Annotated in this window: 17 protein-coding genes; 10 read left to right on the forward strand and 7 right to left on the reverse strand. The window is 46.5% G+C overall.

What is annotated here, in order from left to right; all coding sequences use genetic code 11:
• Positions 1–5: 5 nt before the first annotated feature.
• Both OCU60_RS04160 and OCU60_RS04165 read right to left on the reverse strand, forming a co-directional pair.
• On the reverse strand, positions 6–485 hold the full coding sequence (locus tag OCU60_RS04160) for a PTS sugar transporter subunit IIA (protein ID WP_074374258.1): 480 nt from the start codon (positions 483–485) through the stop codon (positions 6–8).
• 131 nt (positions 486–616) lie between these two features.
• Entirely contained in the window at positions 617–2,374 is a 1,758-nt protein-coding gene (locus OCU60_RS04165) for a PTS ascorbate-specific subunit IIBC (protein WP_074374257.1), read from the reverse strand.
• A 368-nt stretch (positions 2,375–2,742) separates the two neighbouring features.
• Here OCU60_RS04165 and ulaR point away from each other — a divergent pair, with 368 nt between their 5' ends.
• The 5 genes from ulaR to OCU60_RS04190 all read left to right on the forward strand — a co-directional run bounded on the left by ulaR (position 2,743) and on the right by OCU60_RS04190 (position 6,840).
• Complete coding sequence (gene ulaR, locus OCU60_RS04170; RefSeq protein WP_074374256.1) at positions 2,743–3,498, forward strand: HTH-type transcriptional regulator UlaR; 756 nt, start codon at positions 2,743–2,745, stop codon at positions 3,496–3,498.
• Between the two features lie 125 nt (positions 3,499–3,623).
• Positions 3,624–4,691, forward strand: coding sequence for an L-ascorbate 6-phosphate lactonase (gene ulaG / locus OCU60_RS04175; RefSeq protein ID WP_074374255.1), 1,068 nt, complete (start codon positions 3,624–3,626; stop codon positions 4,689–4,691).
• Positions 4,692–5,247: 556 nt separating this feature from the next.
• Entirely contained in the window at positions 5,248–5,721 is a 474-nt protein-coding gene (locus OCU60_RS04180) for a 2TM domain-containing protein (protein WP_074374254.1), read from the forward strand.
• Positions 5,722–5,752: 31 nt separating this feature from the next.
• Positions 5,753–6,058 carry a PTS fructose transporter subunit IIB gene (locus tag OCU60_RS04185; RefSeq protein WP_074374253.1) on the forward strand — a complete coding sequence of 102 codons (306 nt, stop codon included), beginning with the start codon at positions 5,753–5,755 and terminating at the stop codon, positions 6,056–6,058.
• Complete coding sequence (locus OCU60_RS04190) at positions 6,055–6,840, forward strand: PTS sugar transporter subunit IIA (protein ID WP_074374252.1); 786 nt, start codon at positions 6,055–6,057, stop codon at positions 6,838–6,840. The genes OCU60_RS04185 and OCU60_RS04190 overlap by 4 nt, the downstream gene beginning before the upstream one ends.
• Before the next feature lie 112 nt (positions 6,841–6,952).
• Here the strand turns inward: OCU60_RS04190 and OCU60_RS04195 are convergent, their stop codons facing one another.
• Entirely contained in the window at positions 6,953–7,801 is an 849-nt protein-coding gene (locus tag OCU60_RS04195) for a helix-turn-helix transcriptional regulator (RefSeq protein ID WP_074374251.1), read from the reverse strand.
• Positions 7,802–8,141: 340 nt separating this feature from the next.
• Here OCU60_RS04195 and OCU60_RS04200 point away from each other — a divergent pair, with 340 nt between their 5' ends.
• Positions 8,142–10,034 (forward strand): PTS fructose transporter subunit IIABC, encoded by a 1,893-nt coding sequence (locus tag OCU60_RS04200; protein ID WP_074374250.1) that lies wholly within the window; start codon positions 8,142–8,144, stop codon positions 10,032–10,034.
• Positions 10,035–10,123: 89 nt separating this feature from the next.
• Here OCU60_RS04200 and OCU60_RS04205 read toward each other — a convergent pair whose 3' ends face one another.
• The 3 genes from OCU60_RS04205 to OCU60_RS04215 all read right to left on the reverse strand — a co-directional run bounded on the left by OCU60_RS04205 (position 10,124) and on the right by OCU60_RS04215 (position 12,175).
• The gene (locus OCU60_RS04205; protein ID WP_074374249.1) at positions 10,124–10,411 is read right to left on the reverse strand and encodes a putative quinol monooxygenase; all 288 of its coding nucleotides are present in this window, start codon (positions 10,409–10,411) and stop codon (positions 10,124–10,126) included.
• Between the two features lie 260 nt (positions 10,412–10,671).
• Complete coding sequence (locus OCU60_RS04210; protein ID WP_074374248.1) at positions 10,672–11,907, reverse strand: type II toxin-antitoxin system HipA family toxin; 1,236 nt, start codon at positions 11,905–11,907, stop codon at positions 10,672–10,674.
• The gene (locus OCU60_RS04215; RefSeq protein WP_074374247.1) at positions 11,900–12,175 is read right to left on the reverse strand and encodes a helix-turn-helix domain-containing protein; all 276 of its coding nucleotides are present in this window, start codon (positions 12,173–12,175) and stop codon (positions 11,900–11,902) included. The genes OCU60_RS04210 and OCU60_RS04215 overlap by 8 nt, the downstream gene beginning before the upstream one ends.
• Positions 12,176–12,304: 129 nt before the next feature.
• Here OCU60_RS04215 and OCU60_RS04220 point away from each other — a divergent pair, with 129 nt between their 5' ends.
• The 3 genes from OCU60_RS04220 (at position 12,305) to OCU60_RS04230 (ending at position 13,634) form a co-directional block, all read left to right on the forward strand.
• Positions 12,305–12,709, forward strand: coding sequence for an HVO_A0114 family putative DNA-binding protein (locus OCU60_RS04220; protein WP_074374246.1), 405 nt, complete (start codon positions 12,305–12,307; stop codon positions 12,707–12,709).
• 230 nt (positions 12,710–12,939) lie between these two features.
• Positions 12,940–13,308, forward strand: a complete 369-nt coding sequence (locus OCU60_RS04225) for a hypothetical protein (protein ID WP_074374245.1) — start codon at positions 12,940–12,942, stop codon at positions 13,306–13,308.
• Positions 13,299–13,634: a hypothetical protein gene (locus OCU60_RS04230; protein ID WP_074374244.1), complete on the forward strand. Its 336-nt coding sequence runs from the start codon at positions 13,299–13,301 to the stop codon at positions 13,632–13,634. The genes OCU60_RS04225 and OCU60_RS04230 overlap by 10 nt, the downstream gene beginning before the upstream one ends.
• 59 nt (positions 13,635–13,693) lie before the next feature.
• On the opposite strand, the gene OCU60_RS04235 is transcribed toward OCU60_RS04230, so the two are convergent.
• Positions 13,694–14,602, reverse strand: a complete 909-nt coding sequence (locus tag OCU60_RS04235) for a HEPN domain-containing protein (RefSeq protein WP_074374243.1) — start codon at positions 14,600–14,602, stop codon at positions 13,694–13,696.
• Positions 14,603–14,929: 327 nt separating this feature from the next.
• Here OCU60_RS04235 and OCU60_RS04240 point away from each other — a divergent pair, with 327 nt between their 5' ends.
• Positions 14,930–16,051 carry a hypothetical protein gene (locus OCU60_RS04240; protein ID WP_139302141.1) on the forward strand — a complete coding sequence of 374 codons (1,122 nt, stop codon included), beginning with the start codon at positions 14,930–14,932 and terminating at the stop codon, positions 16,049–16,051.
• Positions 16,052–16,125: the final 74 nt, after the last annotated feature.

Genomic DNA, 16,125 nt, shown 5'->3' on the forward strand with positions numbered 1-16,125 from the left:
GTTCCTTAAAGTGATGCTTGCGCCAGCGCTGCATCAATCACTTGCAGTACATCTTCATGGCAACGGCAACGGCGGAGTTTGTCGAGATCAACGCCGGTTTCACTCTCGTCATCATCTAAGACCTGAGTGACTTCCATCAGACCTTCCATGTGTTGATCGGAGCTACTGCCGGCCAGCGTGATCAGCACATCAACCGGTTCATCTTCGCCGACAAAGTAGACAGGCTTTTCCAGTGTTACTAACGCAAACGCTGTACGCACCACGCCATTTTCCGGGCGGGCGTGCGGCATGGCTAACTGCGGTGCTATCACAATGTAAGGGCCCAGCGTTTCGACACTACTGATAATTGCATCATGGTAAGAGGGGAGAATCGCCCCCGACGCAATCAGGAGGTCGGTGCCGATTTTAATTGCGTCACGCCAGTCCGTGGCTGATGCTTGTAATTGGATTGAATTGTTATCAATCAGTGACTGTTTCAGTCCCATAATCATCTCCGCGAGGGGCCATCCTGTGACGCAATGAAACGCCAAGGACAGGCCCATAGTGGTGGTTCAATATTGATGTTGAAAAAAGTGAATAAAGCTAAGCGTGCCGGTTGTACTCCCGAACTGCGCTATCAGTGCTGCGCAAAGTTTTTATTGATGATATCCAGCAGCTCATCACCGAAAGAGTTTGGGTTCAGCATGTTCTGTACGCCAAGGACAAACTTCCCTTCTCCCGGATCCATTTCCGAAGAAAGGTGTCTCGATGACACGATAATATCGGTGGTTGCCAGTTTGGATTTGTAATCAGACACGGCACAGGAATCCATGACATGCGGAATGCCCTTTTTCTCCAGATACTTGCCGATCTTCATTTTCATCATCATGGAAGAGCCCTGACCATTACCACACACCGCCAGAATACTGACCGGACGTTGTCCGTCGTGTGTTTTCAGGGCCTGTTCTACCGCTTCGAGGACGTCGGGTTCTTCGCTGATTTCAACCATGCCCTGAGCATCTTCTTCTGCTCGCAGACGTTTTGACGCGAAAAACATATAAATCACCGCCAGTCCGATCAGCGCGAAGAAGAACAGTTTCGACATTGATAGCCCTTGCATGATCGGTGGGAAAACTAAGGCCCAGTCAGCCATGCCCATCCAGGCATTAAACGTCACCCCGTGCTGACTGAATAAGTGAATCGCCCATGCAGACCCAAGCACCTCAATGATGCCCATCACAAAGCAGATCTTCATCACTGCACGCCAGCCACCGAAATGGTTGGCAAACACACCAATTGTGGCGTTGGAGAAGAACATCGGGATAAAGCCGGGAATAATCATGATCGGTGCATTGAAAGCGAGCATCGCTAACACCGCAGTAAACTGCCCGATGGCCCCCCACATAAACCCAAATACCATGGCATTGGGAGAAAAGGCATAGATAGCCGCACAGTCGATGGCGAGTACCGCATTCGGAATCACGCGTTCAGAAATCCCTTTGAAAGCCTCGGACAGTTCGGCAACGAACATCCGCACCCCGGCGACAATCACCTGAATGGCAACCGCGAATTTCAAACCGGTTTCAAGAATATAAATCGTCCAGTGGGTTTTTCCGGCCATGGCCTGAAGGTTATCAAGACCGAAAGAGAGCAGGATAATGCCAAAGAACACGGTCATGACAATTGCAGTCGCGGCAATACTGTCATGGAAAATGTGTAACCAGCCGGGAAGTTTCAGGTGGTCAACACTGTCATTTTTGTCCCCGAGTTTGTGGGCAACTTTGGTGGCAATCCAAGAGGCGACTTGCTGTTGGTGACCAATGGAGAATCCGGCCCCGCCAGTTACCGCTTCGGTTGGTTTAAACATGATGTTTGACGAGATACCCCAGTACAGCGCCATTAACACCGCTGAACAGAGCACGGTTTCCCACATGCCGGCACCCGTGACAAGGTAAAAGACAGCAATCAGACCGGCTTGTTGGAACATAATATGTCCGGTCAGCATGATGGTCCGAATCCCGGTATAACGGCGAAATAGCACCAGCACAATATTAATTGCCAGTGCCAGTAATACCGCATAGCCGACCCATGAATACCGCTCGCCCATGGTCTCCATTGTGGCCATCATCGTCGTATATGGGTCAATCACCGAACCTGTTAGTCCGTGGTATTCTGAGAGTTTCGCGATCACGGGCTTAAAGCCTGCGACCAGTGTACCTGCACCGACCTGAACCAGCATAAAACCGACGATGGTTTTAATTGATCCTTTCAAAATGGTCGTTGCATCTCTTTTTAGCAACCAGTAACCGATGAGAGTGACCAAACCGAGAAGTAACGGGGCTTTGGTCATCACTTGGCTGTAAAAAATATAGAAGATGTTATACAAGAACTCCATATCTTTACCCCTAGATATATTTATATTTGTCGTTGGATGTAGGTCAGAGTGATTCCGTTATGTGATATGCAGGAATCGATTTGTTTTGCTCACGGAGTAGACTTTAAAAAATCATTTGTAATCATTCAATGATTGTTTTTGATTGAATTGATTTATATCAATTTTATGGGGTATCCAGTGTTATAAATGCTACGCTGATCACTTGATGTGATAATTATTTATTTAAAAACAATGAGTTATATTTTGATGTTGCTTAGTGTTTAATTTTTCATCTGAATCATTTGACATCAAAGGGGATGATTAATAGAATCAAAACAAATCAAATGTAATCACAAGTAATCACTTTAGTGATGAATAGGATGATACTTATGAATGAAGCCCAGAGACATCATGGCATTCTGTCTTTGTTAGAAGAGAAACAATCGATCAATGTGTCTCATATTATCGATGCCTTTCAAGTTTCTCCGGCAACTGCCCGACGCGATATCTCAAAACTTGATGAACTCGGTAAACTGAAGAAAGTTCGTAACGGGGCGGAACGGATTGTCGGCAAAAAGAGAAAGTGGACACCGCTGAATATCGATAGTACCGAGCACTATCGGGAGAAGTCTCACATTGCCATACGCGCAGCTGAACTCTGCCAACCGGGAGACAGTGTCGTGATTAACTGTGGTTCGACGGCATTTATGCTGGGGCAACAACTATGCGGGCAGGATGTTCAAATCGTCACCAATTACTTTCCGCTGGCGAGCTATCTGATCAACGAAGATCATGAAGATGTCATCATTATCGGTGGTCAATACAATAAAGCTCAGAATATTTTCCTCAATCCGGCACCGGATGCATTGGGCGGTTACGCCGGGCATTGGATGTTTACCAGTGGTAAAGGTCTGACGGAAAGCGGGTTATATAAAGCGGATATGTTAACCGCCGTCGCAGAACAGCAGATGTTGGAACAGATCGACAAGCTAGTGGTGGTGGTTGACAGCTCCAAAGTCGGTCAGCGAACGGGCATGTTATTTTGTCCGACCAGCAAAATCGATATGGTGATTACCGGTAAAGATGCACCGGCAAAGGTTGTGAGTGCATTAGAAGCGCAGGGGACACAGGTCATGCTGGTCTAGTCGCTAACGCGCTGAATCGGTCACCGCTCTGAACTGATCATATTTGCAGGTGCTTGGACTTTGGTCCAAGCGCACGGCTCCCTACATGCAAAATTTACAATAAATCAGAAATAAAAGGTGTTGTTATGAGCAAGGTAAACGAAATTACACGCGAATCGTGGATCCTCAATACGTTCCCTGAATGGGGAACCTGGCTCAATGAAGAAATTGAGCAAACCGTGGTTGAACCGAATACGTTTTCAATGTGGTGGTTGGGGTGTACCGGCATCTGGCTGAAAACAGAAGGAAATACCAATCTGTCGATTGATTTCTGGTGTGGCACCGGTAAACGCACCCAAAAAAATGCGCTGATGAAAAACCAGCATCAGATGATGCGGATGGGCGGTGTTCGTGAGCTTCAGCCAAATTTGAGAACCTCGCCGTTTGTGATGGACCCGTTTGCCATCAAAGAAATTGATGCCGTGATGGCTTCTCATGATCATGCGGATCATATAGATATGAACGTTGCCGCAGCGGTGCTGCAAAACTGTGGTGAACATGTGAAATTTATTGGCCCGCAAGCTTGTGTCAATTTATGGACCAGTTGGGGCGTCCCGCAGGAGCGCTGCATTGTTGCCAAAGTCGGGGATTGTATTGAGATTGGTGATGTGGTCATCAAAGTGCTGGACTCTTTTGACCGGACAGCGCTGGTGACCTTACCGGAAGGTGTCTCATCCTATGACAAAGCTATTTTGGATGGCATGGATGATCGCGCTGTCAATTACTTGATCGAAACAACCGGTGGCTCGGTCTATCACTCCGGTGATTCGCACTACTCAAACTATTACGCCAAACATGGTAATCAATACCAGATCGACGTTGCTCTGCTCTCATACGGTGAGAACCCACGCGGCGTCACCGATAAAATGACAGCGTCCGATATTTTGCGAGCCGGTGAAGCACTCGATTGTCAGGTGGTCGTGCCATTTCACCATGATATCTGGGCCAACTTCCAAAATGATCCCCGCGAAATCGAAGTGTTATGGCAGATGAAAAAAGAGCGTCTGCAATACGGTTTTGCACCATTCTTCTGGCAAGTCGGCGGGAAATATACCTATCCGACTGACAAAGGCCGAATGCATTATCAGCACTTCCGGGGCTTCCGCGATATTTTCACCGATGAACCGGAGCTGCCTTATAAGGCATTTTTGTAAGTCATCTGATTCAATCCTGCCGCCCTGTCAACGGGCGGTTTTTACAATGCGATAAAAAATATTATTACAGGGTCGTTGAGGGGGCACCACAAAAGATGTCAAGTGTGTATGTTTTTCCACTTATGAAGGCGCCCCCTTTATTTATTATTTAATTAATGGCCATAGCCTGATCTTTCCCATCCTATCTCATTGGATTCGACTATCCTCTTCGGACATTCAGAAGCAGTCCGTGAGTAAGCTTCCTCTACTTGTGCCATTGTTTATCTGTCGAGGTTCTCTATAGATGTGGACATCTCAGACACAATAAAGATGTCGAATTGGTCGGTGTTATCCATATTAAGTCGCTGAAAAAAGTAACCGAAAAATGACGACAGCGACAGCATCGGGTATGTCGCTATGATAGGCTAATATAATTGATAAGGTTGATTATAAAACCTAGTATTGAATTTAACTAACTGATTTTTAATGGTTGTCGTATTTTTGTCAGGTTGGTGACGTGCTTGCTTTCGCTATGATATGCCAGTATTACGGTGATGATTTACACAGAGAGAACAAAATGAATATTCGAAAACGACGTTTGCAGAAAGGGTGGTCGCAGGAGCAGTTGGCACAGTTGAGCGGGCTCAATATCCGGACTGTTCAGCGGATTGAGCGCGGTCAGAAACCGAGTCTCGAATCCCTTAATGCACTGGCGGCTGTTTTTGAAATCGACCTCTCTGAACTACAGGGAGAGCAAGAGATGAATAAAAACAACCAAACCAGTCAAATCAGCGAAGAAGAACGTGCCATTAATTATGTCCGCGATATCAAGGGGTTCTATTCCCATGCCATCACCTACAGTCTGGTGATATCGCTGCTGTTTATCATCAACTTTGTGACCGACAGCAGCTATATCTGGGCCTGGTGGCCCATGCTGGGATGGGGCATCGGGTTGACTTCACACGGATTGAATGTGTTTGAAGTCATTAATTTTTTCGGCCCGAAGTGGGAACAGAAGCAGGTTGAAAAGCGTCTCGGACGTAAGTTGTAACCGATGACAATCAGATAAGAAAGGAGCGATCATGAAGGTGGTTGCCGTGACCGCATGCCCGACCGGCATTGCACATACCTATATGGCTGCCGAGCAACTGCTCAAAGCCGCTGGTCACCGCGGTGTGTCAATCAAAGTTGAAACGCAAGGGGCAATGGGAATTGAAAATGAGCTGACCGTTGCGGATATTGTCTCTGCGGATATCCGTATCATTGTGTCTGATATCGAAATCGAAGAGAAATCCCGTTTTAAAGGGTGTCAGGTCTCGTGCTTTTCGATTGAAGACGTTTTGATCAATGCTGAACAAGTTTTAGAGACTTGTCTGAGCAAAGTATGATCACCACCCGGATTACTTTTTTACTCAAAGAAGAAGGACTGCCGGGCTGGCAGGTCAGTGCCCTGAAGCAGCTTTGTCGCTATTTCCGTTCCATTTTTGTCTTTTACAACCTGAGCCGGGGATCCCATACCCGGCTCAATCAGCCGCTCAATGTTTTGAGCCTGAGAAACCGTACCGGGCATCTGTGCCAGATTGCGATTGAAGGGCTCGATGCTGAACTGGCCTGTATGGTATTCACTGAATACTTAAATGAACACGCGATTCTGCTTTCTACCTCACACCGTCAGAATCATGCTGCGGAGCAACTGTTTGCCGCTCATCCGGCATTTTCTTTGCCATTTGCGTACCGTTGGGATTATGCATGTCATACCGGGTTTGCCGATAAGCGCTCGGCACTCCATTATCTTGCCGACCGGATTGCACCCGAACAGACAGACACACTACTGACGCAGTTCTGCCAGCGGGAGGATATCTCAACCACGGCACTCCCGAACCGAGTGGCGTTGCCGCATGTGATGAGCGAGGCTGTGGACACGCCGGTGCTCATGGTGATGCCTCTGGCACAACCACTGGACTGGCAGTCCGCCGCTCCACCGGTCTCATTCGTGCTTGGTCTGGTTCTGCCGCAGCCGCTGAACCGGGATATCGTGATGGCGATGACTCGACTGACCCGCTGGTTGATCGATGATCTGAATGCTCAGCTTCTGCTTGATGCCAAACGGGAAGAAACACTGAAAGGGATTCTGTTACATGTTATGGCTCACGAGCATACTGAACGCTGAGCGACAATGTTATCAAAGATTTGTTATCAAGGATTTGTTATCAAGGATTCGTCAGCAAGGATTCGCTATCGATGATTGGCCTTGAGAACTCCGGCGCTCCCCTTGAAACACTTTAATCAAAGCGTGTCCGGTACTCGGAAGGCGTCATACTGGTTTTGGTTTTAAACACCCGGCAAAAATAATTCACATCCTGAAATCCGCACCGTTCAGCAACTTCACTGAGGCGGAACTGATATTTTTTCAACATGAACTTCGCCCGATCAATTCGGACCCAAGCAATGTAGTCAGCCAGTGTCATGTGGCCCTGTTGATGAAACAACCGGGAGAGGTGATTGGCAGACAGGCTGAACCGTGACGCGATAGAATCTCGGGTGATGGCCCGGTGAAAGTTTTCCTGAATATAAATACAAATCCCCTGATAGAGATCTTCACTCCGGCTTCGGGCTGAAAGTTGCGGTTGACGGAGAATACTCTGCGTGTAGCTCAGCAGCGCGCAAAGCAGGTGTTCATCCATCGGGGATTTTTGCGGCTCTCTGGCCAGTGCATTGAGGCTTTCCAGAATATTATCAATCGCATAGCCGGTACGCATTTGCACACTATGCTTCTGAACATCGTAAAAACCATCGGTCCCTTTGCGTTTGGCGACAAAGCTGAACCCAATCTGACGGCGGCCATACAACAGGCTGAGTACCGAACACTCATCTTCCCAGTCCGGTTTATTCCAGCAGTTCGGTGGGATATACAGTGCATTGCCTGCCTGAACATCAACGACACCAATCCCATGCTGTTCATCTTCAAGCTGGTTGCAGTAATTGCCTTTGAGGGCGATCTCCAGACGGGGAAAGTTCACCTGATAGCTGAATGACGGTGGTGTGTGCTGATCACCGGCAAACCAGATCCGCTGGCAGTTGTCCCGCTCATCAATAATCGCTTCAATCAAGTGATGAAATACTTGGCTCATGATTTCCTGCCGTTACCCATAGATGCAGAATCTTTGACAAATCATGCTGTGAGTCTCATGCATTGCTCTGTCCCTGAACCGCTGTGTGATTTATTGATATAAATATTATTCATATTAATACGCAGAATTTAAGTGCTTCATACCGATGCAGATCACATTTAAATCATGATGATACAATCCTCCAGTAAATGCATTTTTGTTTCACTATCAACTGGCAGGGACAGTCATCACAATATGAGTTACGGGGACAGACACCGTAAAATGCCCGGCTTTCTTACGGGGACAGACATCTTTTCTCCCTCAATGAAGCGGTGGCAGACAGAATGAACGGGGAACGAAAATGATTACTCAACTTATCTCACAACGATTGATTCGGCTGAATCTTTCGTCAACAACTAAAGAGGAAGTGCTTGCCGAGTTAGCCGGAATGTTGGCCGATGAAGGACGCATCTCTAATCAACAACAATTTTTAGCGGACATCTATGCCCGTGAAGCGCTCGGCAATACCGGCTTTGATGAGGGCGTCGCCATTCCTCATGCCAAAAGTGTTGCTGTGAGTGAACCTGCCGTTGTGGTCGGTATCAGTCGGCAGGGAATTGATTACGGCGCTGAAGACGGCCAGCCATCGAAACTCTTTTTTATGATTGCTTCTCCCGATGACAATGCTAATCATCATGTCGAAGTCTTGGCTGAGCTTTCTACCAAACTGATTGAAGAAGGATTCACCGAGCAGCTATTTGCCGCACAGACCGAGCAGCAAGCGCTGGAACTACTGTTGGCCAAATCAGAACCGACCCCACAGTCATCGGGAGAAAATGGTTTTCTGATTGGGGTGACTGGCTGTCCGACGGGGATTGCGCATACTTATCTGGCGGCAGAATCACTGGAAAGAGGTGCAGCAGCACTGGGCTATCAGATCAAAGTTGAGACCAACGGGTCAATCGGGGTGAAAAACAGCCCAACGGCAGCAGAGATTGAAGCGGCTGAAGCGATTATTGTCTCAAGTGACAAGCTGGTGGAAATCACCCGGTTTGCCGGTAAAAAATTGATTGAAACCGACGTGAAAGAACCGATCCGAGATGCGCAAGGGCTGATTCAAAAAGCCTTGCAGGCTCCCGTGTATCAGCCTGATTCTCCTGCGGAATCTCATGATACAGAACCATCCCGCAACCGTCCGGAGTTGTACCGTTATCTGATGAACGGCGTCTCGCATATGATCCCGTTTGTGGTTGCCGGTGGCTTGTTGATTGCGCTGGCACTGGCAATTGGCGGAGAACCGACTGAAGCCGGGATGGCAATTCCGCAAGGGAGTTTGTGGAATAAAGTGCTGGATGTTGGTGTCGTCTCTTTCCAACTGATGATTCCGATTCTGGCCGGTTATATTGCTTATGCGATTGCCGATCGCCCGGCACTGGCCCCGGGGATGATTGGCGGCTGGATTGCGAATAACGGTTCATTTTACGATGCCGATGCCGGAACCGGATTCATCGGTGCGATTATTGCCGGTTTACTGGTCGGGTTCTTCATTCGCTGGCTGACCAGTTTCAATTATCACAAAATTATTCAGCCGCTGGTACCGATCATGATCGCACCGATCACCGGTGCACTGTTTGTCTCCGGCCTGTTCATTTTTGTGATTGGTGCACCGATTGCCAGCCTGATGCATGGGATGACCGAGCTGCTGACGACCATGAGTACCGGGAATATGGTATTGCTGGGAATTGTGCTGGGCGGACTGGCCGGGTTTGATATGGGCGGCCCGTTCAACAAAGTCGCCTTCCTGTTTTCTGTCGGCATGATTGCCAGTGGTCAGACACAGTTCATGGGGGCGATGGCGTGTGCCATTCCGGTTGCACCGCTCGGCATGGGACTCGCCACGGTGCTTGGTCGTAAACTGAGCCTGTTTGAAGCATCGGAACTCGAAGCCGGTAAAGCGGCCGGAGCGATGGGGTTAGTCGGGATTTCTGAAGGTGCAATTCCGTTTGCTGCGCAGGATCCGGTGTCGGTGATTCCGGCCAACATGCTCGGGTCGATGGTTGCTGCGGTGATGGCTTTCTCTTTCGGGATCACTGATAGCGTGGCGCACGGCGGACCGGTTGTCGCTTTACTGGGGGCAATGAACAAACCGTTGTTAGCACTATTCTGTATGGCGCTTGGTGCGGTTGTTACTGCGCTCACCTGTATCGCATTGAAGAAAATGCGTCAGGCGAGATTACAGTCAGCGAATGCCTGATGTCATGAACGATCCGTACCACTTGGGTGGTGCGGATCACATATTGATGGCTATGATCGATAGCTATGATCGATAGCTATGATCGATGGCTATGCCATGTGGATTTGGGAAAATATTTTGGATATCTTTTCTTCAATCATCGGTTCTGCTTTTTGATCAAAGATCAGCGCATGTTCGGTTTGCAGACATGCATTAAACTCTTCCTCCGACCCATACAGTTCATAGAAAAAGACCTGATTATCTTTATCATTCCAGCAGATATCAAACTGGAGACATCCCGGATCATCTTTTGCGATGTCAGCATTCTCTTGGGCGAGTTTAATAAATGATTCAAATGACTCGGGATCAATGGTGAAAGTCACCGTCACAACGTACATACATTGCCTCCTGAAACATACGAAACAGCAAAATCACAGACCGACACAACGATGGTATGATTTCAGCTGTTTTCTCCGTGAACAGAGCCACGCTGCGAAGCTATGATTCTGTGTGCATCATTACATCATATTGACATATTTCGGTGCTATCAATCATCAGTTGCCAATCTGCATTAATTCTTTTGCTCAACCATCATGATAGCTTGATTTTGCGAGGGCGACTGAATCAATGTGTCTGAAAGTCTTGGTGGTATTTCACTTCACTGGAGTTGCTTCCAGCGGATATCCATCTGCTGAGCAATCTCTTTGATCAACGTTTCGGATAATCCAAGGTTTCTGGCCTGTGTTTGAAAGTTTTGGGTTTCTGTGTAGATTTCTTCCAACATATCCTGAAGTGGTTTTACACTGGAATATCCCGCTTGTCCGGCCATCTGTTGCAAAGCTTTTACCGGATTTTTGCCATCTCCGAGAAAAGAGGTCATGTGCTCTCGGTATGGCGATGGGCTATAGACAACATCGTAGAAAGGAGAGAGCCGCCATTGATCGCTATCATCAGCGAGAAAGGCAAAGTTTTTGGCATGGTCGTCCTGATTGACGGTGATAAAGTTAAATAGTGCTCTTTTGAGCATTTTTCTGGCTTCATCCAAATTACACAACAGTCGTGTGGCTTTGATGAGATCAACATAATCCAGCGAGGGCTCTCGGAAGGATGCATCCAGCAGACCACAGGCAGAGATCATGTGATAGCGGCCTTTTTCCGTACAGTCAAAGCGTGTTTGTTGCAGCCAGAACTGACCTTCACCGGCATCGATCAGCGTAAACTCAGGCACCTCGATTCCCAGATTTTTCGCCATCGTCATATAGGTGAATTCCACTAGACTTTCCGCATGTTTTAACGCGAATTTTTCCGATGTTAGTTTGACGATCAGCTTTTTTCCAAGCGCGTCCGGATGAGTGGAATAGCAGCCGTCACTACATTGAGTTACATTCATTTTGGGGCGGGCACCACCGGAGCCACCGGCGTGCATTAAATGTTCAATCAAGTGGGATTCGGTGCCTTCAAATTCTTGAATCGCTTCTTTACCTAGCGTCATGAGGTTTATATCAGCGATATCGGGTTCTGCCAGCGTAATTTCCGGTTCATAAGAGAGTGCGCCGAGGCATTGTTCCCCGATATAAGCTAACCGTTCCAGTGCGGTAATCAAGTGAGGGTTATAGCCATGTTTTCTGAAGACCCGATCCATCAGATAAAGCCCCCAACCGTCCGGTAAACTGTCAGCAAATACACCATGCAAGCCATAATGGGGGTGTTTTGGTGCTTTCTGTAGACTCAAATCCGCTTTGAGATTAAAGGGAGCTAGTGATGTGGTGTGTCGCTGCAAATAATCTACATCATATTGAAAGTAGGTACCGCTTTTGTTTTCAGCGAGTGTGCCGACGGTGAGTTTTCGTCCGTCGGATAGTGTTCTTTTAACGGTCAGCGGCGAATTAAGCATCTTTCAGGACCTCATCAATACTTTTGGGTTCCGACGGATGAGCCTGAATCAGTGTTCTGATTTGGCCAATATCACCAACCGCTTCAAATAGCATCAGAAACTGTCGGAGAGAGATATTACCGCTGTTTTCAAATTTTCTGATCGTGCTGTAAGGCACACCAGAACGATTTGCCAACGCTTCAACCGTGAGTTTTTGCTGCTTGCGGGATTGTTTGATGAATTCTTTTAACTCAAGCTGAATATCATAAGCGGTGTATAGAGACAGCATGATGGGGCCTTTTGCTACAATAATGACAAAATTATACGTTTATATCTTAATTTTGTCACTATAGTGTCAGTTATTCTTTGTTGAACGACGGTGTTTGAGCGCACTTAACTGGCCGGATCTCAACCAAAAGTGTACGCCTCTAGCTCTCCGGCATCTTTTTCAGCTCAGGGTTCAATCTGTTTTGCTGGCGATCGCGCAGGGGAACATGTGCCGCAAGTGGACGAGCCGAAGGTTTGGTACACATCGGTCAATGCGGTAGCACAGATTTTAAGGCCGGAGAATATTGCCTTATTACGCCTGATTGATACGGAAAAACCGGCAAGTCTGACAGCGTTAGCCAGAATCTCCGGTCGGGCCAAATCGAATTTGTCCAACACGTTAAAAACGCTCAGTGAAAAAGGCTTTGTGCGGATGGAGCCATTGACAGGTAAGATCCTCAAGCCGATGGCGATTTATACCGATTTTGAGATTATCTCGGACTCCGCACTTGAGCAGAAGTTATTAAAATTAATGGCGGATAAGCCTGCGGCTTGAGGTGAAAAGCTTGGAATTTGTGCCCGTCATTTTTGTTCCGGTTAAGATTGTCTCCGCACTGCGTAGATAATTGAGCAGTGCGTATCTGAAAATCGTTTTAGTCCGTTCTTTATTGATAGCATCGTATGTCGCTGGTAGCTAATTCTATGATGTTCTGTGCAAAAAATGACATAACGACGCGCTAGGACTTTTGATACGATAAGGACTTGTCAATTATTCGGTAATGACGTATGACGTTAAGAAAAACATCCGGTGCCTTGTGTGCACTTTTTATCCTGAGCTATGGTGCTCTTAATGCTTGGGGAACTTGGGGGGATATTGTAGAAAAAACACTTGCCTTTTTTACAATAACTAGCATTTTTTTTGTAATTATTGCTCTTTTTGGAATATTTCGTGGGCAATTAAATCTAAAAGAGATTGAATTAAAAATAATAGCTTGCTCGTTTCCTGTCATTACATTATTAGAGCATGTATATCCACTGATTAAATATTCGGACCAAAAGAAAGATCCTGATTGGTTGTTTTCTTTAGGGATGGATTTCTCAATATCTGTTTTGGTCTTTTATATACTCTGGAGTAATTTAAAAAAATGTCAGTAAATACATCAATACTTAGTGCTATAAAATCGTTGTCTCCGGCTTCAGTTGTCTTTAATCTTCTGTATAAAATGTATAAGCAAGTAGGAGCGCGAGAAGATGCTGACGAGATATATAAGAACACCATTGTAATTTTAGAAGAGTTGCTACAGCGCGGTTATAGATTTGAATCACCAGAGATTCAGGCTGTTGTTAATATCCTTCGGGACTTGCCTGCAATGGGAGCTAAAAGAGCTAACTTTGAAAAAAGATACTTACAAGATGAGTATACACTGAGACGATTACCGCATGACCCGCGGAAACTATATGGTCAAGGATGTTGGCACTGACGATAGGCTTACTGTCAGTTTAGATTGTTCACGCAGTGCGTGAACAATTGCATCAATACTTATTTCTTCCTTTGCGATTCAATATTCTCTCCAATCCTTCCCCGACAAACTTCCTCCGTCAGCACTTTGAGTTTTTCCACCTCTTCGGCCAGATAATCCAGCTCTTCAACAGTGATTTCGTAATGCTCGGAATAGCGGGCATCGACATAGGCGCGTTTGAGGCGGTGGAAGCTGCGGCGGTGAAACTGGTTGTCGGCAGGGAACAGGCGGGCGAAGCGTTCGTCTTGCCCGGCACAGAAAGCACGCAGTTTTTCCAGATCGTGAGTTTTGGGCAGATAGTTGGTACACACTAACAGGGTGCAGGCAAACAGGCGTTCAGTGGCTTGATGGAGTTCAAAGGCTGCTTTTGCCAGTTCAAACTGCGGGTTCTTAAAGATGAGCTGAAAGACGTTCAAACAATCAAGTACATTTTTGAACCAGCGATCAAAATGATTCTGCGCAATCTGCCGACTTTCTTCAGCGCTTAAATCGCCCGGCAGTGCCAGCTCGCGACCATCAGCGCTGTACAGTTCGATGCCTTGCTCGCGGATATCCCGAAAGAAATAGTGCCCGTCGTGCAGCCACTGATTAACTTCGCCAAGGGTATGAACAATCAGCCCCAACGGGGTTTTGGGAATGCGACGGCTGATACGGTCTTCCGCCAGACTCCACAGGGTGAACTCTTCCACCAGTTCAAAGCGATTGACGATCACCAGTATGTCATAGTCGCTGACATAACCGTTGGCCGGGTCGTTGACCCAGTTGCCTTTGGCATAACTGCCGAACAGGATAATTTTGTGGATCTTAAAACCGGCTTTTTTACCGCTTCTGCCTGCCACATATTCATCCACCACATCACGTAAAATAGTCGCAATGGTGTCAATATCCTGTTGTTTCCGCTCGGGAAGATGGTCAAGTGTCTTTTTCATGTCAGGTATCGTACTACGCAGTGAAGGGTGGGTAAATGGCGGTAGCGTCGAGGTTTGGTGTTTGAGGTGAGTTTTGCGTGTGAGTCTGATTTTTGGTGTAAATGGGGTGTTGGTTGAGGATGAGATCGTTCGGTAGAAGGTTTACTTTCAATACGTCACTTTCGATAGCTTCATGAGTTTATATTAAACTTATAGTTATTCATTTTTGTTTCTATAGAAAGTGAGGTGAATTTGTTTCATCGGGGAAAGCGCAAATCGGCAAACTATAGTCGACTGGAATTTATTCTTCATCCTCTGTCACAGGGGCTTTTTTGGTTTGTTACTTTTATGGCAGCAGCTGCGGTGTCATTATATGCCGAAAAAATTCGTGACTTTTCCATGCCCTGGGATGAGTCTGCTGATGGGATCAACTGGTATTCGGTTTCATTTTTAATAATCTCTTTCATCGCTGCTGTGATTTCTGGACTATCTGCCTTGGTCAAAACAAAGCAAACCGATTACTGGCATCGATCTTATCAGACGAGTCCGCCGACAACATTCTGGGAACTGTATGCGGAAAATATTCAAAGAGCGATGGCGCTGCCTGATGAAATGCAGAATAAGATGTTTACCATGGAAGATGAGAACCTTTTACAATCTGATTTTATTCGAGAAAACCTTGAAGCGGGTGAAAAAAATATTCGGATTGTACTCGATATGCTAATTGGCCTAGTGAAGGCGTGGGATGCGGCAAACATAGAGAAAAAAGTGCTCTACCGAGCAAACATTATGAAAGTTCATTATTTTGAGGATGATGAAATAGAACCAGATTATGGCCCAGAAACTGGGAAATTTTATGCTTCTTCTGCTACTCGTGATAATTACACCGGAATTATCAGTCTGACGGACAACAAGCTAACAACGACGACGGAAACTAAAAATCCTGATCCGGATCAAGAGCAAGACACCATTCAGTTTGCTTTTACTATCTACGATGATTCGGTTTCAGGAAGTAAAATGTTTCTGGCGAATCTCGAAGGGGCTCCTTCTTGTGTCGCCTCGGGAGAATTTTCATATGTCTCAAACACAAAAGATATACCGGAGTTTTATAAGAACAGTGCTATTCCCTACCATAAGGGGGTCTATTCTGCTTTAGAGGAATATTACAATAGACCTGAGAATCCGGCTCATTCCATGTTGTCAATTCCTTTGTATGAACAATGGATGGAAGGTGACCATGAAGGAAACTCGTGGGTGTCAAGTCGGGTCGGATGGGTGTTGAATATATACAGAAATCAGTCTTGTATGCTGTACGATGGTGATAAATGTCAGGATTATTGTCATGCGGCCAGTGCTTTTATCACGATTCTGGAAAAACTGTTAATGTTGTATAATATTAGTCAAGAAGACCGTGAGTTTATCGGTTCTTTGCCTCAGACTTTGAGTGATGGAACAGAAAACATAGATTGACATTTAAGCAAATTTGGGGTGATCATACACCCTCTTTCATGATGAATCAGAAACCAGATTCAAGGAAAATCCAA

It is taken from the genome of Vibrio spartinae, assembly GCF_024347135.1.
Lineage (GTDB): Bacteria > Pseudomonadota > Gammaproteobacteria > Enterobacterales > Vibrionaceae > Vibrio > Vibrio spartinae.

Excerpts from the sequence above, each read along its gene's own strand:
- OCU60_RS04160 (WP_074374258.1), bottom strand. The coding sequence starts at position 485 with ATGGGACTGAAACAGTCACTGATTGATAACAATTCAATCCAATTACAA.
- OCU60_RS04165 (WP_074374257.1), bottom strand. The coding sequence starts at position 2,374 with ATGGAGTTCTTGTATAACATCTTCTATATTTTTTACAGCCAAGTGATG.
- ulaR (WP_074374256.1), top strand. The coding sequence starts at position 2,743 with ATGAATGAAGCCCAGAGACATCATGGCATTCTGTCTTTGTTAGAAGAG.
- ulaG (WP_074374255.1), top strand. The coding sequence starts at position 3,624 with ATGAGCAAGGTAAACGAAATTACACGCGAATCGTGGATCCTCAATACG.
- OCU60_RS04180 (WP_074374254.1), top strand. The coding sequence starts at position 5,248 with ATGAATATTCGAAAACGACGTTTGCAGAAAGGGTGGTCGCAGGAGCAG.
- OCU60_RS04185 (WP_074374253.1), top strand. The coding sequence starts at position 5,753 with ATGAAGGTGGTTGCCGTGACCGCATGCCCGACCGGCATTGCACATACC.
- OCU60_RS04190 (WP_074374252.1), top strand. The coding sequence starts at position 6,055 with ATGATCACCACCCGGATTACTTTTTTACTCAAAGAAGAAGGACTGCCG.
- OCU60_RS04195 (WP_074374251.1), bottom strand. The coding sequence starts at position 7,801 with ATGAGCCAAGTATTTCATCACTTGATTGAAGCGATTATTGATGAGCGG.
- OCU60_RS04200 (WP_074374250.1), top strand. The coding sequence starts at position 8,142 with ATGATTACTCAACTTATCTCACAACGATTGATTCGGCTGAATCTTTCG.
- OCU60_RS04205 (WP_074374249.1), bottom strand. The coding sequence starts at position 10,411 with ATGTACGTTGTGACGGTGACTTTCACCATTGATCCCGAGTCATTTGAA.
- OCU60_RS04210 (WP_074374248.1), bottom strand. The coding sequence starts at position 11,907 with ATGCTTAATTCGCCGCTGACCGTTAAAAGAACACTATCCGACGGACGA.
- OCU60_RS04215 (WP_074374247.1), bottom strand. The coding sequence starts at position 12,175 with ATGCTGTCTCTATACACCGCTTATGATATTCAGCTTGAGTTAAAAGAA.
- OCU60_RS04225 (WP_074374245.1), top strand. The coding sequence starts at position 12,940 with ATGACGTTAAGAAAAACATCCGGTGCCTTGTGTGCACTTTTTATCCTG.
- OCU60_RS04230 (WP_074374244.1), top strand. The coding sequence starts at position 13,299 with ATGTCAGTAAATACATCAATACTTAGTGCTATAAAATCGTTGTCTCCG.
- OCU60_RS04235 (WP_074374243.1), bottom strand. The coding sequence starts at position 14,602 with ATGAAAAAGACACTTGACCATCTTCCCGAGCGGAAACAACAGGATATT.
- OCU60_RS04240 (WP_139302141.1), top strand. The coding sequence starts at position 14,930 with ATGGCAGCAGCTGCGGTGTCATTATATGCCGAAAAAATTCGTGACTTT.